The sequence below is a fragment of the Promicromonospora umidemergens genome (genome assembly GCF_024171995.1).
In the GTDB taxonomy this organism is placed as follows: domain Bacteria; phylum Actinomycetota; class Actinomycetes; order Actinomycetales; family Cellulomonadaceae; genus Promicromonospora; species Promicromonospora umidemergens.
Map to the genome: position 1 here is coordinate 228,476 of NZ_JAMTCT010000004.1, position 20,989 is coordinate 249,464.

Sequence of the window (20,989 nt, forward strand, 5' to 3'; positions counted from 1 at the left end):
AACGAGCAAGGCCCGGTCCGCGTTCGGACCGGGCCTCGTCGTCGTGCAGAGCTGGCGAACGGTCAGCGCCGGTCGACGTCCACGACGTCGACCCGCACCGGACCCTCTGCGGCAAGCGCACCGATCACGGTGCGCAGTGCGCGCGCCGTGCGACCGCCCCGGCCGATGACTCGGCCGAGGTCGTCGGGGTGCACGCGGACCTCGAGCAGGTCACCACGGCGCAGCGTCTTCGCGGAGACGCGAACGTCTTCCGGGTTGTCCACGATGCCGCGCACCAGGTGCTCGAGGGCCTCCGAGAGCATCAGGCCTCGTCGCCCTCGGCCGGCGCAGCCGGAGCCTCGGCGGCGGCAGCAGCAGCCTTCTCGGCAGCCTTGGCCTTGGCCTTCTCGGCATCGGCGTTGACGGCCTCGATCGCGGCGGCGGCATCGCCCTTCTCGCCCTTGACCCGCAGGGTGCCCTCGGCACCCGGGAGGCCCTTGAACTTCTGCCAGTCACCGGTCACCTTGAGCAGTGCGGCAACCTGCTCGGTCGGCTGTGCGCCGACGCCGAGCCAGTACTGTGCGCGCTCCGACTTGATGTCGATGAGCGACGGCTCCTCGGTCGGGTGGTACTTGCCGATCTCCTCGATCACGCGACCGTCGCGCTTGGTGCGCGAGTCGGCGATGACGACACGGTAGTACGGGGCCCGGATCTTGCCGAGGCGCTTGAGACGAATCTTGACAGCCACGAAGTGGTCTCTCCTGGTTTCTATGGGATGGTCCGAGCACCGCGACGTGGGGTGAAGCAGTGTGTGGGACCGAGACGCAGCCTGGCCGGGTGAGAGGGGCCCGGGCACGCCGAGTACCTGCATATTGTGCCAGACGGCGGGAGTGCCCACCAACCGCGTGTGCGTCACACCTTCGAGAGGTCAGAACCACAGGTCATCCGAGTGACCTGCGCGTCTGACACGTCAGGGGTTGACCGGGTAGACCGTGCCGCGCAGCACCACCGCCGTGGGGTGGCGCAGCACCTCGATGTCCTCGCGCGGGTCGGCCGGGTACACCACGAGGTCGGCGCTGGACCCCTCGACGACAGCTCCGAAGCCCAGGTAGTCACGGGCGCGCCACGACGCCATCGCCACGACCTCCGCCGCCGGGAGGCCCGCGGCGACGAGCTCGGCGCACTCGTCGGCGATCCGGCCGTGCGAGATGGTCCCGCCGGCGTCCGTGCCGACCAGGAGCTGCACGCCTGCCGCGTGCAGGTCCCGCACCTGCTGGTACCGGTTCGCGTACATGGCGCGCATCCGCTCCGCGTACACGGGGTACTTGCCGTCGGCCTGCGCCGCGATGCTCTCGAACTGCCCGACCTGCAGCAGGGTGGGGGTGACGGCGATCCCCCGCTCCGCTGCCACCGCCATGTGCTCGGCGGTCATGCCGGTGCCGTGCTCGATGCAGTCGACACCGGCGGCCAGCAGCCCGTCGATGGTCTCGGTGGCGAAGGCGTGCACCGTCACCCGCGCCGCCTCGGCGTGCGCCACCGCGACCGCCTCAGCGAGCAGGCCCTCGGGCCACAGGGGGCGGAGGTCGCCGTCGGCCCCCAGCGTGCGGTCGATCCAGTCGCCCACGAGCTTGACCCAGCCGTCGCCACGGCGGGCCTGCGTCCGCACGGCGTCGGGGAGCAGCTCCGGAGACTCGAGCTCGAGCCCGTAGCTACGCAGGTACCGCTTGGGTAGCGCCAGGTGCATCCCGGACCGCAGCAGGTGCGGCAGGTCGCCACGGTCGTGCACCCACGCGGTGTCCAGGGGCGAGCCCGCGTCGCGGATCAGCAGCACCCCGGAGTCGCGGTCGGCCACCGCCTGCTTCTCGGCCTCTTCAACGGGCACGGCACCGTCGGCGGCGAGCCCGATGTGGCAGTGCACGTCGACCAGGCCAGGCACCGCCCAGCCCTCCAGCACCCGCATGTTCGTGCCCTGCGCCGACGGGCGGGTCAGGCTGATCCGGCCCCCGCGGACCCAGATCTCCTCGGCCTCGCGGTCGTCACCCAGCAGGATGCGTCCGCGGATCGCCGCGGTAGGACCTTCCAGCGCAGACATCCGGCTCCTTCGTTCTCCCCGATTCACACTGTGGACACGCCCTGCTCCCGCACGGCCGGCGGCCTACCGCACGCGCGGGGCCCGCAACCACCTGCCGGAACCACCGGCCGCCGTCACCGGCCGCCGTCACCTGCCCAGGAACTTCTCCAGGCCCGGCGGCAGCTCGATGGTGCTCAGGTCGGGGGACTCGTCCTTCTTGGCGGCGATGCCGAAGGACGAACCCGACGGCGCCGACGGCGTGCTGGCGGGACCGCCGCCGAGCGCACGCTGCATGGCCTCCTGCTCCTGCTGTGCGCGCTTGGCCGGGTTCCCGGACTTGCCCTTCTTGCTCTTCTTCGGCGGCGCCGTCTTGCCACGGGACTTCTTGCCCATGCCCATACCGGGGCCGCCGGGCATCGCGGGCATCCCGCCGGGCCCCATGCCGCCGCCCTTGGACATCTGCCGCATCATCTTCTGGGCGTTGTCGAACCGCTCCAGGAGCTGGTTGATGGCAGTCGTCGTCGTGCCGGAGCCCTTGGCGATCCGGGCGCGGCGCGAGCCGTTGATGATCTTGGGGCTGTCCCGCTCGGCCGGCGTCATCGAGTGGATGATCGCCTCGATGCGACCCACCTCGCGCTCGTCGAACTGGTCCAGCTGGTCGCGCATCTGGGCCATGCCCGGCAGCATGCCGAGCATCTTCTTCATCGAGCCCATGTTCTTCAGCTGCTGCATCTGCACCAGGAAGTCCGCGAGCGTGAAGTCCTCGCCGCTGGCGACCTTGGCCGCCATCTTCTCGGCCTCGCCGGCGTCGAACGCCTTCTCGGCCTGCTCGATCAGGGTGAGGACGTCACCCATGTCGAGGATGCGGCTCGCCATGCGGTCGGGGTGGAAGACCTCGAAGTCGGTCAGCTTCTCGCCCGTGGACGCGAACATGATGGGCCGGCCGGTCACCTTGGCGACCGACAGCGCGGCGCCACCGCGGGCGTCACCGTCCAGCTTCGAGAGCACCACACCGGTGAAGTCGACGCCGTCGGCGAAGGCCTTGGCGGTGTTCACCGCGTCCTGGCCGATCATCGCGTCGATGACGAACAGGACCTCGTCCGGGTTCACCGCCGCGCGGATGTCCGAGGCCTGCTGCATCAGCACCTCGTCGATGCCGAGGCGGCCGGCGGTGTCCACGATCACGACGTCGTGCTGGCGTTCCTTCGCGTAGGCGACGCCGTCCCGTGCGACGGCGACCGGGTCGCCGATCAGGAGTGCGTCGGCCGCTGGGTCGTCGGCCTCGCTCGTGTTGCCAGGGTGCGGCGCGAACACCGGGACGCCGGCACGCTCGGCGACCACGGAGAGCTGGGTCACCGCGTTGGGGCGCTGCAGGTCGGCGGCGACCAGCACCGGCGTGTGACCCTGCCCCTTCAGCACGTGCGCGAGCTTGCCCGCGAGGGTGGTCTTACCAGCACCCTGCAGGCCCGCGAGCATGATGACGGTGGGCGGCGTCTTGGCCAGCGTCAGCGGGCGTGTCGCCCCGCCGAGGATGTCGACGAGCTCCTCGTTGACGATCTTGACGACCTGCTGGGCCGGGTTCAGGGCACCGGACACCTCGGACGACAGCGCGCGCTCGCGCACCGCACCGGTGAACTCGCGCACCACTGGTACCGCGACGTCGGCGTCGAGGAGGGCGCGGCGGATCTCCCGCACGGTCGCGTCGATGTCCGCCTCGGAGAGACGGCCCCGCGTACGCAGGTTCTTGAACGTCGAGGTAAGCCGGTCGGACAGGGAATTGAACACGGACACAGCCTAATCCAGTCCGCTCCCGTCTCGTTCATCGACGAGCTGCGCGAGCGCCCGCTCCGTCAGCCCGTTCACGAGCTGCGCGCGCCAGTCGGTCCACGACTTCGGCCCGAGCGACGTGGTGTCCGCCTCCGTCAGGGCCCGCAGCACCTGGAGCAGGTCGCTCCGGTGGTCCACCGCGTCCAGCAGCTCCGCGACCGTGGCAGGGTCGTCAGGATCGGCTCTGACGGCCAGGTCCGCCAGGGTGAGGTGGTGCCGCACGAGGCGCGTGACGTCGTCGACCACCGGGCGTGCGAAGCCCGCGCGGCCCAGGATGCGCGGTACCCGGAGCGCTCCCTCCACCGAGTGGTCGGGGGCGTCGCGGACCTTGCCGATGTCGTGCAGCAGCGCGGACAGCAGCAGCAGGTCGCCAGCGGCCGCGCGCCCCGATCCCGGCACGGGGCCGGGCAGCCCTCGACGCAGCCGGGCGGCCTCGGCCGCCGTCTCCACGAGGTGCCGGTCCACGGTGTGCCGGTGGATCGCTGCACGCTGCGGCCGGTTACGGATGTCGCCCCACTCCGGGATCCAGGTGGTGACGACCCCCGCGAGGTCGAGCACCTCCCACACCGGAATCTGGGCCTGCCCCGCCGCGAGCAGCGACAGCAGGCTCTTGCGCGCGGGCGGCGGCCACGGCTCGGGCAGGGGCGGGCACTGCTCGAGGCTCCCGATCGTCACGGGCGACAGCACGAGCCCGGTCCGGGCCGCCGTCGCGGCGGCCCGCAGGGGCAGGAGCGGGTCCGTCGCCGGCCGTGCCCCGACGGCGAGCACCAGCTCGCCGTCGTGCTCCACCAGGCCGTCACCAACGACCCGCAGCCGGGGCGGCGTGCGACGGCCACGCACCATCAGCGGCTTGCCGACGCCGACCGGGCGGGTCAGGGCCTGCCGGGCCCGCCGGATCGTCAGGTCGAGCGCGTACGAGATGCTCCGGCCCGACTCCGCGAGGCCGGCCAGGAGGTCGTCGCCGTCGTCGTAGCCCGTGTGCTCGGCGACCTCCTCGAGGTCCGCGAGGAGCAGGCGGCTGGTGCGCCGCCGGGTGACCACCTGCAGGGCGTCGCGCACGTCGAGCAGGTGCGTGGCCGCGGCGTCCACCGCACCGTGCGGCCGGTCCGTGAGCCAGGTCGCGGCCAGCGCGGACAGGAGGACCGCGTCCCTGATGCCGCCGCGCGCCTCCTTGAGGTCCGGCTCGATGAGGTAGGCGAGCTCGCCAGCGCGCTGCGCGCGCTCCCGCGTGGAGGTGATGAGCTCGGGCAGCCGGCGTCGGGCCGCGGAGCGCCAGTCCTTCAGCACGACCGAGGCCGCCCGGTGCACGAGGGCGGCGTCGCCCGCGACGGCGCGCACGCTGAGCCAGCCGATCACCGCGGGCAGGTCGCTGGCCGCCACCTGGCGACACTGGCTCAGGGACCGCACCGCGTGGTCGAGGTCCACGCCGGAGTCCCACAGCGGGTACCAGAGGCGCTCGGCCACGCGTTGCAGGTCCTCGGAGCTGTGCGAGCGGCCGTCGTGCACGAGCACGAGGTCCAGGTCGCTCAGGGGCCCGAGCTCGTCACGGCCGAGGCTCCCGACCGCCGCGAGCGCGATGCCCGTCGGCACCACGTCCCTCGTCGCCTCCGCGAACAGCGCACCGAGGCGGTCCGTGACCCGCTGCCCGACGGCGGACCGCCGGGCCTGGCCTGATCGGCCCGGTCCGGTGAGGTCTGCCGCGATGGTGAGGAGCTGTTCGCGCAGGCCCCGCACCCCGTCAGCGGGGGGTGGAGCCTGCGCCTGCTCCCTGGCCTCCTCGGACACCGGGTCACGTGTCATGCGTCGTCGACCGCTCCCCGGTCAGAGGGCGGCGTCGCCGTGCTCGCCGGTGCGCACGCGGGCCACGTCGTCGACCGACACGACCCAGACCTTGCCGTCGCCGATCTTGCCGGTCTGCGCGGCGCCGACCATCGCGTCGGTCACGGCCGTGACGTCCGCGTCGGCCACCAGCACCTCCACGCGGACCTTCGGCACGAGGTCGACGGTGTACTCGGCACCGCGGTAGACCTCCGTGTGCCCCTTCTGCCGGCCGTAGCCGCTGGCCTCGCTCACCGTCATCCCGCGGACACCGGCACTCTCCAGCGCCGTCTTGACGTCGTCGAGCCGATGGGGCTGGACGATCCCCGTGACGAGCTTCATGCGCGTACCTCCCTAGCAGTCGGACGCTGCACCGTGATCACGGTCAGCGCGCCTCGGTGATGGTGGAACCCGAGTTCTCGTAGGCCGTCTCGCCGTGGACCGCGAGGTCGATGCCGCTGACCTCCGCCTCCTCCGACACACGCCAGCCCAACGGCCTGATCGCGAGGGCCAGGACCAGCGTGACGACACCCGAGAAGAGGACGGCGATCACGGCGATGATCACCTGGACGGCGAGCTGGCTGGCACCGCCACCGTAGAACAGGCCGCTCTCCGTGGCGAAGAAGCCGATGGCGACCGTGCCCCAGAGGCCAGCGACGAGGTGCACGCCCACGACGTCGAGCGAGTCGTCGAACCCGAACCGGTACTTGAGGCTGACCGCGAAGGCGCACAGGGCGCCGGCTATCGCGCCGACGACGACGGAGCCGACCGGGCTGAGCGCACCGGCGGCAGGCGTGATGGCGACGAGGCCTGCGACCACGCCGGACGCGGCACCGAGCGAGGTGGCGGAGCCGTCACGCAGCTTCTCGACGACCAGCCAGCCGAGGATGGCGGCACAGGTCGCAGCGGTGGTGTTGACCCAGGCGAGGCCGGCGGTCCCGTCAGCGGTGAAGGCCGAACCGCCGTTGAACCCGAACCAGCCGAACCACAGGAGCGCGGCGCCCAGCATGACGAGCGGCAGGTTGTGGGGGCGCATGGGCTCCGACCCGAAGCCCTTCCGCTTGCCGATGACGAGTGCGAGCACGAGGGCGGCCGCACCCGCGTTGATGTGGACGACCGTGCCGCCGGCGAAGTCGATCGGCGTCGCGATGCTCGCGAACGGTCCGTCGGGCGAGAGCAGGCCGCCGCCCCACACCATGTGCGCCATCGGGAAGTACGCGACCGTGACCCACAGCCCGACGAACACGAGCCACGAGCCGAACTTCACGCGGTCCGCGATCGCGCCGGAGATGAGGGCGACGGTGATGATGGCGAACGTCGCCTGGAACCCGATACCGACGATGGCGGGTACGCCGAAGTCGTCGATGATGAACTCACCGGCGTCGTCGTAGATCGCACCGGAGAGACCGAACTGGTCGAACGGGTTGCCGAAGATGCCCGCAACGTCGGCCCCGTACGACATCGACCAGCCCCACAGAACGTAGACGACACCGGTCACGGCGATGGCCCCGAACGACATCATCATCATGTTCAGCACGGACTTGCCCCGGACCATCCCGCCGTAGAACAGGGCAAGGCCGGGAGTCATCAGGAGCACGAGGGACGCTGACATCAGCATCCACGCTGTGGCTCCGGTGTCCAGTTCCATATGACGATCCTCTCTTGGCCAGCTCGGAGGGCTGGGCTCGCAACACAGTCGCGAAGGACCGTTTCACCGGACACACCTTGGAGTTACGGGCGCGTGAAGCAGGCCGGAGGAGGGTAAACGTCTCGTTTCATACCCGGGGTGGCAGGCTCACGCTCTACCTGTGTCGGCTGAGCCTGCGACTCCGCTCCGGCTCAGCCGAGGATGCCGTCCACGAACTCGTCGACGTCGAACGGCGCCAGGTCGTCCGGGCCCTCACCCAGGCCGATGAGCTTGACCGGGACGCCGAGCTCGCGCTGCACCTGCACGACGATCCCGCCCTTGGCGGTCCCGTCCAGCTTGGTGAGCACGATGCCCGTGACGCCGGCGACCTCCGCGAAGACACGGGCCTGCGAGAGGCCGTTCTGGCCGGTGGTCGCGTCCAGCACGAGCAGCACCTCGCTCGGCGCGGCGACCTTGCTGGAGACCCGCACGATCTTGCCCAGCTCGTCCATGAGGCCTGCCTTGTTCTGCAGACGTCCAGCGGTGTCGACCAGCACGACGTCGATCTTCTCGTCGCGCCCGCGCGCGACCGCCTCGAACGCGACCGACGCCGGGTCGGCGCCCTCCCGGTCGGAGCGCACCGTCGGCACGCCCACGCGGTTGCCCCACGTGGTGAGCTGGTCGGCGGCGGCCGCCCGGAACGTGTCGGCGGCGCCGAGCACGACGCTGCGGCCGTCCGCCACCAGCACGCGGGCGAGCTTGCCGACCGTCGTCGTCTTGCCCGTTCCGTTCACGCCCACGACGAGCGTCACGGCGGGCAGGTGCGTGCCGTCCTCCGCGGTGGTCGGCTCGGTCCGCAGCGTGCGGTCGAGCGCCGGGTCGAGGAGCGCGACGAGCTCGGAGCGCAGCAGGTCGCGCACCGCGGCGGGCTCGCGCACGCCCAGCACGCGAACCTTGGTGCGCAGCGCCTCCAGCAGCTCTGTGGTGGGGCCTGCGCCCACGTCCGCGAGGAGCAGCTCCTCCTCGATCTCGTCCCAGTCGTCCTCCGTGAGGGAGTCGCGGGACAGGACGGACAGCAGCCGGGCGCCGAGCGGCGAGCCCGAGCGCGCGAGGCGGTCGCGGAGCCGTACCAGGCGGCCCGCGGTGGGTGCGGGCGTCTCGACGACGGAGCGGGCGGGCTTCGTCGGAGCCTCCACGGGCTCGACCGACGTGTCAGGTTCGACGGTCGTGTCGGGCTCGACAGCGGTGTCTGGCTCGGCCGTCGCCTCTCGCTCCCGCTCGAGGGTCGCCTGACCGCCACCCTGGTCGTGGGTGCGCTTCCGGCGCTTGGTGGCAACCCAGCCAGCGATACCGCCTCCCCCCGTGATGACGATGAGGGCAGCGATGATCTCGATCCAGGGAAGCTCGTTCACGCCCCAGATTCTTTCATCCCGCGGACGACGGTGCGGGCACTCCGGCGCGGCGCCGGCCCGGCCCGGTCAGGACACCTAGCCTGCGGCCTGGGCCGTGCCTTCCCCGACGGTGGGATCCTGCGGGACGTTCTGCACCGGCCGCACGGCCCTGAGCTGCCCTGGCACCAGGTTGGCCGGCCTGAGCGGCACCGTACCGAGCGGCACGTGCAGGGTCTTCTGTGCCTGGTCCCGCGCTCGGTTCAGCACGTCGGTCAGCTCTTCGGCGTCGACATAGCCCGGCTTGGACTCGATGGTCGCCGCGAAGAACTCGGACATACCCATGTCCACGGGCGAGGTGTCCGGCTTGACCACCGGCGGCTTGCCGACCCACACGGACGGAGCACCTACCGCGTGCGTCGCGACGGCGGAGGCCCCGAGGCGGCGGCCGTCCTTGCGCCGCTTGGTGTCACCGCGAAGATGTGCGACACCGAACCAGAAGCGCTGGCGGAGCGAGAGCTGCTCGGTCTTGTTCGAAGGCGCGTCCATCTGGCTGGCGACGAGGAAGACGCCGACCGCCAGGACCAGGCACACAACGAGCAGGATGACCGACCACCACATGGATCTATTGTGTCGCCTCTTGTCCGCTCCTGCCGTGCAGGGGGCCGCGACACGCCGGGCAACACGCACGTGGGAGGTGGGAGAAATTCCTCACACCCAGAAAATTGCTGTTCCGCGCCCCCGGCCCGCACCCTGCGCTGCACCTCCGGCTCAAACTCTGTTGTCACCGCCCGAGCCTGCGGTTCCGCTCCAGGCGCGTGCCTCGTCCCTCGGCCCGCACCCTGCGCTGCACCTCCGGCTCAGGCGGTGACCGTCTCCCGGTCCCCCATGCGCTGGCTGATCAGCGTCGTGACCCCGTCGCCCCGCATCGTCACGCCGTAGAGGGCGTCCGCGACCTCCATCGTGCGCTTCTGGTGCGTGATCACGATGAGCTGGCTGTCCTTCTGCAGCTCCTTGAAGATCTCGATGAGGCGACCGAGGTTGACGTCGTCGAGCGCCGCCTCGACCTCGTCCATGATGTAGAACGGGCTGGGCCGGGCCTTGAAGATCGCGACGAGGAACGCCACCGCGGCGAGCGAGCGCTCGCCACCCGAGAGCAGCGACAGCCGCTTGACCTTCTTGCCTGCGGGACGCGCCTCGACCTCGATGCCGGTCGTGAGCAGGTTCTCCGGTTCGGTGAGCGTCAGCTTGCCCTCGCCGCCGGGGAACAGCCGCGGGAAGATCTCCAGGAACTTCGCGGCAGTGTCCTGGAACGCTTCCGCGAACACCTGCTGCACCCGCTCGTCGATGTCGTCGACGATCTGCAGCAGGTCCTCGCGCGACTTCTTCAGGTCCGCGAGCTGGTCCACCAGGAACTGGTGCCGCTCCTCCAGGGCCGCGAACTCCTCCAGGGCCAGCGGGTTCACGGCGCCGATCCGCGACAGCGCTCGCTCGGCCTTCGCCAGCCTGGCCTCCTGCTCCTCACGGACGTACGGGACCATCCGGTCCGGCTTCGGCTCGCCGGGGGCCTTCTCCTCGCTCGCGACGGTCTCGCCATCGGCGGGGCCTTCCTCCGGCTCGGCCCCTGCGGCCGCTACGACGACCGCGGTGGCCGCGGGGTCGTCCGGCCGCAGGCCCGCCTCGTGCAGGGCGCGCGTGCGCGCGATGAGCGCGTCCTCCCGCGCCGCCGCGCCGCGGGGCAGTGGGGGATCACCCTCGTACCGGATCGGGTTGCCCTCGTCGTCGCGCTCCACGACGGCCCGGCGCCGGCGCCCACGGACAGCCGCTTCGCCCTCGTAGACCGGAACCGTCCGGTGCGGGCCGAACTCCTCCATGAGCACGTCCGGGTCCATGCCCAGCTCCTCGGACGCGCGCGTCTGGAGCTGCTCCAGGCGCAGCACCTGCTGTGCGCGAGCGACCTCGTCCCGGTGTGCGACGTCGGTGAGCTCCCGCAGCTGGCCCGTCAGCGACTCCACGCTCCCCCGCACCGCGACCAGCTGTTCCGAGCCCGCCGCCCGAGCCTCCTCGGCCGCCGCCTTGTCGGCCACCGCCCGGTCCAGCGACCGCGCGATCGCCTCGAGCGCCACCGCGACCGCCTGCTGCACCAGCGTCGCGCGGGACGCGTCACGGCGCCGCAGCTCTTCGCGCTCGGCGGCGCGGGCGCGGGCCGCGCGTTCCTGCTCGGCGGCCGCCGCCAGCGACTGGGCTCGGCCCGACACCGCGCGCGCCCGCTCCTCGGCGGTCCGCAGGGCCAGCCGGGCCTCGGTCTCCCGCGCCCGGGCCGCGGTGGCGGCGGCAGCGGCCGTGTCCCGTTCGGCCTGCACCGCATCGACCGAGCCCTCCCCGTCGGAGGGCTCCTCCTCGGCCATCGTCAGGCGCTCGACGAGCGCCTCGAGCTCGATCTCGTCCTCCTCGCGGCGCGCCTGTGCCTGCTCCAGCGCGGCGCGGTGCCGGTCGGCCTCCGCCTGGGCGGCGCGCGCGGCCGCACCGAGCGATCCGAGCTGCTCAGCGGCCGCGGCACGCGCGGCGTCGGCCTCTCCCAGCCGGGCGAGCGTCTCGTCGTACCGCTCCTGCGCTGTCGTGCGCTCGACCCGCGCACGCTCCAGGTGCGCCGAACCGTCGGTCTCCCGGGCCGCCGCGTCGTCGCGGTCCGCCTTCGCCTGGTCGAGCGCCGACTGCAGGTGCAGCACGCTGGGCGCGGCCGCCGAGCCACCCCAGGCGCGCGCGGTACCCAGCAGGTCACCGGCCCGGGTCACCGCGACCACCGGCTGGTCGCGCACGAGGGCACGGGCCCGCGCCAGGTCGTCCACCACGACGACGTCGCGCAGGATCGCCAGCAGCGCGGCCGACGCCGGGCCGGCCACCTGCACCACCTCGGTGGCCCACCGGGCTCCCGCGGGGAGCTCGACGGCCGGGCGGTCGACGTCGTGTGCGCCTGTCCGGTCCGAGCCGACGACCAGGCTGGCGCGGCCGGCGTCCTCGTCCCGGAGCAGCCGCAGCGCGTCCACGGCCTCGTCGACGCCCGCGACGGCGACGGCGTCCGCCACCGGGCCGAGCGCGGCGGCCACCGCGTCCTCGAAACCGGCCTCGATGCCCAGCAGCGCGGCCACCGAGCCAAGGACCCCGGCCTGGTTGGCGGCCAGGAGCGTGCCCGCGCCGTCCTTGCGGTCAAGGCTCAGCTCCAGTGCCTCGACCTTGGCGGCCGCGGCGCCGCGGTCCCGCTGCGCTGTCGTCACCTGCTCCTGGAGGTGCCGCACCTCGGCCTTCGCCAGCTCGAGCACCTCGGAGGCCGCCTCGTGCGCGACGTCGAGCCCTTCCTCGCCGTCCTCTCCCCCGCCGACTTCTGACTCGAGCGCCCCGAGCTCGCGCGAGGTACCAGCCACCCGCTCCTCCGCCTCGAGCAGGGCGTCGCGCAACCGGTCCAGCTCTGACTGCGCGGCCTCGACCCGGCTGCGGCGTGCGGCGACCTGGCCGGCCAGGCGGGCGAGACCCTCGCGGCGGTCTGCGGCGGCACGCAGCAGGCCGGCGTGCGAACGCTCGGCGGCCTGAGCGGCTGCCTCGGCGGCGGCGCGTGCGTCGACGGCGGTCTCGACGACCTCGTGGGCCATCTCGACCTCGGTGACCAGCTCTTCCTCGCTCACCCGGGCGCGGGCCGCCTGCGCCTCCAGGTCGTCCGGGTCCTGCCCCTGGTGGGCGGGTTCGGCGGTGCCCAGCAGCCGAGCGCGCTCGCCGGCCAGGGACTGGAGGCTGCGCAGGCGCTCCCGCGTCTGGGACAGCGCGAATACCGTGTCGCCGGCCTGGCTGACCTGCTGGGACTCGGCCGACATCGCCGCCTCGAGGCGGGCCAGCATGCCGCGCGCCTCCGTCAGCGCAGCCTCGGTCTCGGCCTGGCGCTCCTTGAGGGAGCGTTCGTCCGCGCGCTCCTGCTCGAGCTGTGCGGTGAGCTGCGCGAGGTCGTCGGCGAGCAGGCGCGACTTCGCGTCGCGCAGGTCCCGCTGCACCGTCTGGGCCTTGCGGGCCGCCTCTGCCTGGCGGCCGAGCGGACCGAGCTGGCGGCGCAGCTCAGCGGTCAGGTCGCCCAGGCGCGCGAGGTTGCCCTGCATCGCGTCGAGCTTACGGAGCGCCTTCTCCTTGCGCTTGCGGTGCTTGAGGACGCCCGCCGCCTCCTCGATGAAGCCGCGCCGCTCCTCCGGCGTCGCGCGCAGCACGGCGTCGAGCTGGCCCTGCCCGACCACGACGTGCATCTCGCGGCCGATGCCCGAGTCGCTCAGGAGCTCCTGGATGTCCAGCAGGCGGCAGCTGTTGCCGTTGATCGCGTACTCGGAACCGCCGCTGCGGAACAGCGTGCGGGAGATCGTGACCTCTGTGTAGTCGATCGGCAGCGCGCCGTCGGTGTTGTCGATGGTCAGGGCCACCTCGGCGCGGCCGAGCGGCGCACGGCCGGTCGTACCGGCGAAGATGACGTCGTCCATCTTGCCGCCGCGCAGCGACTTCGCACCCTGCTCGCCCATGACCCAGGAGAGCGCGTCGACCACGTTGGACTTGCCGGAGCCGTTGGGGCCCACCACGCAGGTGATGCCCGGCTCCAGCTCGAGGGTGGTCGCCGACGCGAAGGACTTGAATCCCCGGAGCGTGAGCGTCTTGAGGTGCACGGTCCTGACCCTAACGTTGAACACGACATGAACGCGGGACGTCAGATGTCGCCTACCCAGCGATTCGGCCCAGAACCTCCCCGGGTTCTGGGCCGAATCGCTGGGTAGGCGCCGGGTCGGTCCGTCAGCCCAGGGTCGGGAACCAGAGCGCGATCTCGCGCGCCGCCGACTCCGGCGAGTCGGAGCCGTGGACGAGGTTCTGCTGCACCTTGGTGCCCCAGTCCCGGCCCAGGTCGCCCCGGATGGTGCCGGGGGCCGCGTCGGTCGGGTTCGTGGCACCTGCCAGCGAGCGGAAGCCGGGGATGACGCCCTCGCCCTCGGCCACGACGGCCAGCACCGGGCCCGACATCATGAACTCGACCAGGGGCCCGTAGAACGGCTTGCCCTCATGCTCGGCGTAGTGGGCGGCAAGCTGCTCGGTGGTGGCGTTCTTCAGCTCCACCGCCCGCAGCGTGTAGCCCTTGGTCTCGATGCGGCGCAATATCTCGCCGGACAGGCCGCGGCGGACGCCGTCCGGCTTGACGAGGACGAGGGTGCGCTCGGCCACGGGCTGCGTCGAGGCCTCCGTGGGCAGGGTCTTCTCTGCGACGTCGGTCATGGAGCAACCCTAGCGGGGCGAGCACCGAGGCGATGACGCGGCCCGCCCTGGACGTGTCGGACCCCCAGGCCACCGGAGTGACCTGGGGGCCTGACACGTTCGATCACGGTGCGTTGGGGGCGGTCTCCGGATGGGCGGCGTCGTACTCCGCACGTTCCCGGTCCACGCGGGCGCCGAGCCGCAGGGCGTAGATCCACAGCACCACGAAGATGCCGCCGACGAGGTACATCATCGGCACCAGCAGGCCCATGGCGAGCACCGGGATCTGCGCCACCGACCCGGCGGCCCGGCCGGCGGCCGAGCCCTGGGCCCGCGACAGGATCACGAGCACCAGGGCGAGGACACAGCCCAGCACCCAGATCACTGCGCTCGACTCGATGCGGAGCGGCCCGCGCCCGAACTCGGAGTCGCGCAGTGCCCACACCGCCATGGTCGCGAACAGCACGAGGAACACCTCTAGCAGCAGCGTGGTGGCCGTGAACTGCACCAGCGCGGACTTCTTGGGCTTGATGCGGTCGCCGGGGGCGGGTTGGTCCTTGCTCACCGGTCCAGGATATCCGTCTCCTTGCCCTCCATGACCGCCTCGCCGCGCGCCACCATCCCGGCCTCGCCCGAGAGCTTGATCTCCTTGAGGAAGAGTGCGAGCACGAGGCCGACGGCGACCAGCGGCACGAGGTACCAGAACGCCGGCGCGAGGGAGTCCGCGAACGCGTCGACCACTCCGCTGCGCAGCGGCTCCGGGAGCTGGTCAACGATCGCCGGCGTCAGGCCGGAGCTGCCACCAGCGGGCACTGCGCCCTCCGGGAGGCCGCCGAAGACGCCCTCCAGGTTGTCCGAGAGGCGCGAGGTGAACACCGTGGTGAAGGCCGCGGTGCCGACGGCCGCGCCGATCTCACGGAAGAAGTTGTTCGACGACGTCGCCGTGCCCAGCTCTCGCGGGTCCACCGAGTTCTGCACCGCGAGCACGATCGTCTGCATGATGAGGCCCATCCCGGCGCCGAGCACGAAGATCATCGCGCCGAACAGCCACAGGGACATGCCGCCCTCGAGGCGGGTCAGCCAGATCATGCCCGCGATCGTGATGACCAGCCCCACGACGGGGTACATCTTGTAGCGGCCGGTCTTGGAGATCGCGAAGCCCGAGACGATGGAGGTCAGCATCACGCCGGCCATCATCGGGAGCATCAGCAGGCCGGACTCCGTGACCCCCGCGCCGGCCGACATCTGCAGGAACGTCGGCAGCATCGCCATAGCGGAGAACATGCCCATGCCGAGCACGAGGCCGATGAGCGTGGTGATGGTGAACGTGCGGTTCTTGAACAGCCGCAGCGGGATGAGCGGCTCGGACACCCGGTTCTCGATGAACACGAACAGACCGACCACGACGGCGGTACCGACCAGCAGGCCGAGGAGCATCGGGTCGGACCAGTCGTAGCCGTCGTTGCCGAGCGACTCCCAGCTCGTCAGCAGCACGATGCCGGTGGTGCCCAGCGCCATCGTCAGGATGCCGCCCCAGTCGGTGGGCCGGGTGGTGCGGTGCGAGGGCAGCTTGAGCGCGAAGTAGGCGATGAACCACGCGGCGATGCCGATCGGCACGTTGATCCAGAACGTCCAGCGCCAGCCGGGGCCGTCGGTGAGCCAGCCGCCGAGCAGCGGGCCGGCGACCGCGGAGATGCCGAACAGGGCGCCCATGGGGCCCATGTACTTACCGCGGTCGGACGCCGGGATGATGTCGGCGATGATCGCCTGCGACAGGATCATCAGGCCGCCGCCGCCGAGGCCCTGCACGGCGCGCCAGGCCACGAGCGACTCGAACGACTGGGCCATGCCGCCCCCGACGGACGCGATGACGAACAGGGCGACCGCCACGAGGAAGGGCCAGCGGCGCCCGTACAGGTCACCGAACTTGCCGTACAGCGGCATCGCGATGGCGATCGCCAGGATGTAGGCGGTGATGACCCAGCCCTGGTGCTCCACGCCGTTCAGCTCGCCCACGATGGTGGGCATGGCGGTACCGACGATGGTCTGGTCGAGCGAGGACAGGAACATCGAGGCCATCAGGGCCCCGAAGATCAGCCAGATCGTGCGCTGGTTGAGGACCACCAGCGGCTTGTCCGGCGCCTCGGTGACGGCATGGCTCATGAAGGGTGCCTTTCTGGGGGCAGGGCGAGCTGGAGAGATCGGTGAGCAGGCGGTGCGGGAGTCAGGAACCGAGGTCGACCGCGACGAGGTCGACGAGCTGCGCGACGGCGGCGGGCAGGTGGTCAGCCGGTCCACCGGTGTACCCGGCGTTCTCCCAGGCGACGAACGTCGTGCGGATCAGGAGCAGGACGAGCATCGTGAGCAGCTCGTTGCCGGCGCTGAACGGCTTGACTGCCCGGCGGGCCTCGAAGAGCTCGACGAGCTGAGTCTCGTGCCGGTCCATCCAGACCACGTGGCGCTGCAGCAGGCGCGGCTCTCGCTGCAGGAGATCCATCGCCCGCACCGTCTGGCCATGGGTCTCCGCGTGCGGCGTGAGCAGGGAGGCGACCAAGGACTGCAGGTCGGACAGCAGCCGGCCCGTCGGCCCGCCGCGGACGAACGTGCGGATGTCTTCCTCCGACAGCCCGACGTCCTCCGCGCCGAGCACCGCGTCGTCCTTGGTCTCGAAGTAGTTGAAGAAGGTGCGGGCCGAGACCCCTGCCTCGGCGCTGATCATCTCGACCGTCACCGCGTCCAGGCCGTGCGCCGTGACCAGCTGCTGCGCCGCGTCGATCAGCGCCGCGCGCCGGGCGCGCTTCTTGCGCTCGCGCAGACCCTGCTCGGCGGGTGTCCCCTCGAGCGCGGCGGCAAGCTCACGCAGGTCCGGGCGCGGCTCGGCGTCGGCAGGCGCGGCCGTCTCGCGCGAGGAGGTGGGGACCATGCGCTAATTCTTGCACTGCACGCAAAAATTCATCAACTGCAAAAAGATGAGACGGCGATCACACCTCGCCGAAGCCGCCGTCGATCATCTCCACGACCGTCGCCACCGCTTCCGCCGCCCGCTCCCCCGTCGCCTCGACACGCAGCTCACGCCCCTGCGTAGCGCCGAGGGCCATGAGCTGCAGCACGCTGGACGCGTCCACGCCGTCGATCGTCACGGTGGCGCCCAGCTCGGCCACCTTGCGCGACACCAGCGCCGCGGGCCGCGCATGCAGGCCGAGCGGGTTGCGGACGGTCACGGTGCGCGAGCCCTCCGGCTCCCCGCCCGACGTCGCCTCGCCCGCCTCGGGCGCCTGCGTCGCCTCGATCGCCGCGAACATCCGGATCGACGAGGCCGCCGACTCCAGCACCGTGCCAAGGTCCGCGCCGCCGTGCGCCGTCACCGCCGCGGCGACGGCTCCCTCGACGAACGGCGCGCGCGCCAGCACCACGCGCTCGGTCAGGGACTCGTCCAGCTCCAGCACCGCCTCGACCGTGAGCACGGACGACCCGAGGTCTCCCAGCACCACGACGCCGCTGCCGTCCGCGCCGCCGCCGGGGCTGTCGCCCGGTGTGTTGTCGGCCAGCGTCGTCAGCACCTCCTCGAGCGCCTTCTGTACCGCGTCGAGCGAGGTGCCCAGCCCGCCGTCGGGCCTGCCGCCCACGCCGCGGATCAGGACGTCGGGCGCCATCTGCTCCGCGAGCTCCGCGACCCCTCGCGCCAGCTCGACGGAGTGGGAGACGAGGACGAGAGCCACGCGCGCCGTCATGCTGCGCTGCGGGGGTCGGCCGGCGTCGGGCCCGAAAGGGCCGCGGCCAGCGCCGCGCCAAGGACGAGCGCGGTGGACCGTGCGCCCGGGTCCTCGTGACCCGCACTGCGTTCACCGAGGTAGGAGGCGCGGCCCTTGGTCGCGATCAGCGGGATGGTGCCCGTCGCCGCCGTGTCGGCGGCCTCTGCGGCCGCCCGCAGGACGTCCACCTCGGAGCCCCCGTCGCCGGCCGCGGCCTCGCCCGCCTCGACGGCCGCGTGCCACGCGTCGACCATCGTCTTCTCCCCCACCGTCGCCTTGCCGCGCGAGGCCACGCCTTCGAGGGCTGCCTCCAGCACGGCGACGACGGCGGGCGGGTCGATCTGCGGGCGCCCGGACACCTTGGCCGCCCGCAGGTACGCCGTGCCGTAGAGCGGCCCGGCCGCACCGCCCACCGTCGACATCAGCGTGGTCGCCACGAGCTTCAGGACGTCACCGACCGTCCGCTCGCCGGGGGGCGCCGGTTCGGCCGCCACGTCGTCGAGCCGCGCCACCACCGCCTTGAAGCCCCTGTCCAGGTTCTCGCCGTGGTCGCCGTCGCCGATCTGCCGGTCGAGCTCGGTCAGCTCGCCTTTCGCGTCCGCGATCACCTCCGCAGTGCGGCGGACCCATCGCTCCGCCCAGTCCGCGTCCAGCGCCATGTCCTTCAGCCCTTCCTGTTTCACCACCGGAGTGCTGCAGTGTTCACCGGCGCGTCCCAGAGGGCCTCCAGCTCGTCGTCCAGTCGGAGGACGGTGACCGATGCCCCTTGCATCTCGAGGGACGTCACGTAGTTGCCCACCAGCGAACGGGAAACCGTCACGCCACGCTCCTCGAGAAGGCGCCGCGCTCGACCATAGACCACGTAGAGCTCGGACAGCGGAGTGCCGCCCATACCGTTGACGAACAGCAACACTCGCTCGCCGCCGCCCAGGTCCAGGTCGTCCGCGACCGGCGTCACGAGCATCTCCGTGACCGCGTCGGCGGCGGCAGCGGGCACCCGACGGCGGCCCGGCTCACCGTGGATCCCGATCCCCACCTCGATCTCGTCGTCTCCCAGGTCGAAGCTGGGCCCACCCACGTGCGGCACGACCGGTGCCGCGAGCGCGACGCCCATGGACCGCACGTTCGCGATGACGCGCTCCGCGACGGCGGCCACCCCGGCGAGGTCGGTGCCACGGTAGGCGGCCGCGCCCGCGATCTTCTCGACGGCGACCGTGCCGGCCACCCCGCGCCGGCCGGCGGTGTAGAGCGAGTCCTCGACGGCGACGTCATCGTTCACGAGCACCGAGGCGACCTCGATGCCCTCCTCCACGGCGAGCTCGACGGCGGTCTCGAAGTTGAGCACGTCGCCCGTGTAGTTCTTGACGATCGTCAGCACGCCGGCGCCGCCGTCGGCCGCCTGGATCGCGGGCAGGATCTGGTCCGGCGTCGGGGAGGTGAACACGGCGCCCGGGACGGCGGCGTCGAGCATGCCGTCGCCTACGAAGCCCGCGTGCAACGGCTCGTGCCCCGAACCGCCACCGCTGACGAGACCCACCTTGCCCGTCACCGCACCCCCGGCACGGCAGACGAACACCGGCGTCGAGCTGAGCCGGACCAGGTCGGGATGGGCGAGCGCGAAGCCGGCCAGGGAGTCTGCCACGGCATCGGCGGGATCGTTCAGCAGCTTCTTCACTTCCGGCCTCCTCGCGGGGCTGTTCGACCCGGCGACGGAGCCAGGCCCGCACACGAGTCCCCTGAGGTTCATGTAACACCAGAAGGTCGCCGAGAGTACAGCACCCACCCTTTTTGGTTGTGGGCGCGATGGTTCGCCTAGAACGGACAGATGGCCGCAACCATCGCGCCCACAACCAGGCTGGCGATCAGCCGCGGCCGACCAGGATGCGGGTGTCCGCGACCGTGACGACAGAACCGGTGACGAGCACGCCGGTGCCGACGCCGCCGCCGTGCTTGTCGTTGGCCTCGACCAGGTCCGCCGCGAGCTGCAGCGCCTCGTCGAGACGGCCGGCCACGTGCACGCGCTCCTCACCGAAGACCTCGCGGGCCACGACGGCGAGCGTCTCCGGGTCCGTCGACCGCTCCGAGGAGTTCCTGGTCACCACGACCTCCGCGACGGTCGGCTCGAGCACGGACAGGAGCCCTTCGGCGTCCTTGTCCGCCATGACGGCCACGACAGCCACGACGTGCTCCAGGTTGAACGACTCCTCCAGCGCGTCCACCACGGCTTCCGCACCGGCCGGGTTGTGCGCGACGTCGACCACCATCGTGGGGCTCGTCCGCACCACCTCCAGGCGTCCCGGCGCGTCGACGTCGCCGAACGCCGCCTCCACGATCTCGGCGCCCAGCGCGCGCCCGCCGCTGATCAGGGCCTCGGTGGCCGCGAGCGCCAGCAGCGCGTTGTGTGCCTGGTGGGCGCCGTGCAGCGGGAGGAAGATCTCGGTGTAGACGCCGGCGGGCGTGCGCAGGTCGATGAGCTGCCCGCCGACGGCGACCCGCCGGTCCACGACCTCGAGGTCGACGCCCTCCCGGATCAGGTGGGCGCCCACGCTCTGGGTCCGCGCGAGGATGGGCTCGAAGGCGGCGTCCGGCTGCTCCGCGATCACGGCGACGGCGCCGTCCTTGATGATCCCCGACTTCTCTTCTGCGATCTCGTCGAGGGTGGAACCGAGCCAGCGCTCGTGGTCCATCGCGATGGGGGTGATGACGGCGACCTCGCCGTCGACCACGTTCGTGGAGTCCCACCTGCCGCCCATGCCGACCTCGATGATCGCGACGTCGACGGGCGCGTCCGCGAAGGCGGCGAACGCCATGACGGTGAGCACCTCGAAGAAGCTCAGGGGTGGCCCGCCCTGCTCCTGCGACTCGCGGTCCGCGACGCCGATGTAGGGCGCGACGTCCTCGAACACCTCGACGAACCGTTCCTGGCTGAGCGGCTCGCCGTCGACGGCGATGCGCTCGGTGACGCTCGTCAGGTGCGGGGACGTGAACCGGCCGGTGCGCAGGCCGTGCTCGCGGACCAGCCGCTCGACCATGCGGGCGGTGGAGGACTTGCCGTTGGTCCCCGTGACGTGGACGGTCCGGTAGGCGCGGTGCGGGTCGCCGAGCAGGTCCAGGACACGCTCGACGCGGGCCATGGTGGGGTCGATGTCGAATTCGGGGGCTCGTGCCGCGATCTCGCGGCGTACTGCTTCAAAGGCTTCGTCCACATGACGAGGATAAGGTTCCTGGATCAACGTTGCCGATCTCGTGCGGGGGCTCA

The 20,989-nt window shown here is 71.9% G+C and carries 18 protein-coding genes; all 18 read right to left on the minus strand.

Features of this window, described 5'->3' with window-relative positions:
- Positions 1–62: 62 nt before the first annotated feature.
- The gene (locus tag APR04_RS09415) at positions 63–302 is read right to left on the minus strand and encodes an RNA-binding protein (protein ID WP_116674482.1); all 240 of its coding nucleotides are present in this window, start codon (positions 300–302) and stop codon (positions 63–65) included.
- Complete coding sequence (rpsP, locus tag APR04_RS09420) at positions 302–727, minus strand: 30S ribosomal protein S16 (protein WP_253869467.1); 426 nt, start codon at positions 725–727, stop codon at positions 302–304. The genes APR04_RS09415 and rpsP overlap by 1 nt, the downstream gene beginning before the upstream one ends.
- 222 nt (positions 728–949) lie before the next feature.
- Positions 950–2,071 carry an amidohydrolase family protein gene (locus APR04_RS09425; protein WP_253869468.1) on the minus strand — a complete coding sequence of 374 codons (1,122 nt, stop codon included), beginning with the start codon at positions 2,069–2,071 and terminating at the stop codon, positions 950–952.
- Positions 2,072–2,197: 126 nt separating this feature from the next.
- Positions 2,198–3,835 carry a signal recognition particle protein gene (gene ffh, locus APR04_RS09430; RefSeq protein ID WP_253869469.1) on the minus strand — a complete coding sequence of 546 codons (1,638 nt, stop codon included), beginning with the start codon at positions 3,833–3,835 and terminating at the stop codon, positions 2,198–2,200.
- Positions 3,836–3,844: 9 nt separating this feature from the next.
- Entirely contained in the window at positions 3,845–5,677 is a 1,833-nt protein-coding gene (locus APR04_RS09435) for a [protein-PII] uridylyltransferase family protein (protein WP_253869470.1), read from the minus strand.
- Positions 5,678–5,698: 21 nt separating this feature from the next.
- The gene (locus APR04_RS09440) at positions 5,699–6,037 is read right to left on the minus strand and encodes a P-II family nitrogen regulator (protein WP_253869471.1); all 339 of its coding nucleotides are present in this window, start codon (positions 6,035–6,037) and stop codon (positions 5,699–5,701) included.
- A gap of 43 nt (positions 6,038–6,080) precedes the next feature.
- The gene (locus APR04_RS09445; RefSeq protein ID WP_253869472.1) at positions 6,081–7,343 is read right to left on the minus strand and encodes an ammonium transporter; all 1,263 of its coding nucleotides are present in this window, start codon (positions 7,341–7,343) and stop codon (positions 6,081–6,083) included.
- Between the two features lie 191 nt (positions 7,344–7,534).
- Positions 7,535–8,734: a signal recognition particle-docking protein FtsY gene (ftsY, locus tag APR04_RS09450; protein ID WP_253869473.1), complete on the minus strand. Its 1,200-nt coding sequence runs from the start codon at positions 8,732–8,734 to the stop codon at positions 7,535–7,537.
- A gap of 75 nt (positions 8,735–8,809) precedes the next feature.
- Positions 8,810–9,331: a hypothetical protein gene (locus APR04_RS09455; RefSeq protein WP_253869474.1), complete on the minus strand. Its 522-nt coding sequence runs from the start codon at positions 9,329–9,331 to the stop codon at positions 8,810–8,812.
- Positions 9,332–9,570: 239 nt separating this feature from the next.
- Positions 9,571–13,401 (minus strand): chromosome segregation protein SMC, encoded by a 3,831-nt coding sequence (gene smc / locus APR04_RS09460; protein WP_253869475.1) that lies wholly within the window; start codon positions 13,399–13,401, stop codon positions 9,571–9,573.
- A 124-nt stretch (positions 13,402–13,525) separates the two neighbouring features.
- On the minus strand, positions 13,526–13,999 hold the full coding sequence (gene ndk / locus APR04_RS09465; RefSeq protein WP_253869476.1) for a nucleoside-diphosphate kinase: 474 nt from the start codon (positions 13,997–13,999) through the stop codon (positions 13,526–13,528).
- Positions 14,000–14,102: 103 nt separating this feature from the next.
- Positions 14,103–14,543: a DUF4233 domain-containing protein gene (locus APR04_RS09470; RefSeq protein WP_253869477.1), complete on the minus strand. Its 441-nt coding sequence runs from the start codon at positions 14,541–14,543 to the stop codon at positions 14,103–14,105.
- Entirely contained in the window at positions 14,540–16,141 is a 1,602-nt protein-coding gene (locus tag APR04_RS09475) for an MDR family MFS transporter (RefSeq protein ID WP_253869478.1), read from the minus strand. Before APR04_RS09475 ends, APR04_RS09470 begins: the two co-directional genes overlap by 4 nt.
- Positions 16,142–16,202: 61 nt before the next feature.
- Positions 16,203–16,901 (minus strand): TetR/AcrR family transcriptional regulator, encoded by a 699-nt coding sequence (locus tag APR04_RS09480; RefSeq protein ID WP_253869479.1) that lies wholly within the window; start codon positions 16,899–16,901, stop codon positions 16,203–16,205.
- Between the two features lie 58 nt (positions 16,902–16,959).
- Positions 16,960–17,709 carry an HPr family phosphocarrier protein gene (locus tag APR04_RS09485; RefSeq protein WP_253869480.1) on the minus strand — a complete coding sequence of 250 codons (750 nt, stop codon included), beginning with the start codon at positions 17,707–17,709 and terminating at the stop codon, positions 16,960–16,962.
- Positions 17,706–18,389 (minus strand): dihydroxyacetone kinase subunit DhaL, encoded by a 684-nt coding sequence (gene dhaL / locus APR04_RS09490; RefSeq protein WP_253869716.1) that lies wholly within the window; start codon positions 18,387–18,389, stop codon positions 17,706–17,708. The genes APR04_RS09485 and dhaL overlap by 4 nt, the downstream gene beginning before the upstream one ends.
- Positions 18,390–18,409: 20 nt before the next feature.
- Positions 18,410–19,405, minus strand: a complete 996-nt coding sequence (dhaK, locus tag APR04_RS09495) for a dihydroxyacetone kinase subunit DhaK (protein WP_253869481.1) — start codon at positions 19,403–19,405, stop codon at positions 18,410–18,412.
- A 187-nt stretch (positions 19,406–19,592) separates the two neighbouring features.
- Entirely contained in the window at positions 19,593–20,936 is a 1,344-nt protein-coding gene (locus APR04_RS09500) for a bifunctional folylpolyglutamate synthase/dihydrofolate synthase (protein ID WP_253869482.1), read from the minus strand.
- Positions 20,937–20,989: the final 53 nt, after the last annotated feature.

Bases quoted from the DNA above. Each gene is read 5' to 3' on its own strand.
- APR04_RS09415 (WP_116674482.1), bottom strand. From the start codon at position 302: ATGCTCTCGGAGGCCCTCGAGCACCTGGTGCGCGGCATCGTGGACAAC.
- APR04_RS09425 (WP_253869468.1), bottom strand. From the start codon at position 2,071: ATGTCTGCGCTGGAAGGTCCTACCGCGGCGATCCGCGGACGCATCCTG.
- APR04_RS09435 (WP_253869470.1), bottom strand. From the start codon at position 5,677: ATGACACGTGACCCGGTGTCCGAGGAGGCCAGGGAGCAGGCGCAGGCT.
- APR04_RS09440 (WP_253869471.1), bottom strand. From the start codon at position 6,037: ATGAAGCTCGTCACGGGGATCGTCCAGCCCCATCGGCTCGACGACGTC.
- APR04_RS09445 (WP_253869472.1), bottom strand. From the start codon at position 7,343: ATGGAACTGGACACCGGAGCCACAGCGTGGATGCTGATGTCAGCGTCC.
- APR04_RS09455 (WP_253869474.1), bottom strand. From the start codon at position 9,331: ATGTGGTGGTCGGTCATCCTGCTCGTTGTGTGCCTGGTCCTGGCGGTC.
- ndk (WP_253869476.1), bottom strand. From the start codon at position 13,999: ATGACCGACGTCGCAGAGAAGACCCTGCCCACGGAGGCCTCGACGCAG.
- APR04_RS09475 (WP_253869478.1), bottom strand. From the start codon at position 16,141: ATGAGCCATGCCGTCACCGAGGCGCCGGACAAGCCGCTGGTGGTCCTC.
- APR04_RS09480 (WP_253869479.1), bottom strand. From the start codon at position 16,901: ATGGTCCCCACCTCCTCGCGCGAGACGGCCGCGCCTGCCGACGCCGAG.
- APR04_RS09485 (WP_253869480.1), bottom strand. From the start codon at position 17,709: ATGACGGCGCGCGTGGCTCTCGTCCTCGTCTCCCACTCCGTCGAGCTG.
- dhaL (WP_253869716.1), bottom strand. From the start codon at position 18,389: ATGGCGCTGGACGCGGACTGGGCGGAGCGATGGGTCCGCCGCACTGCG.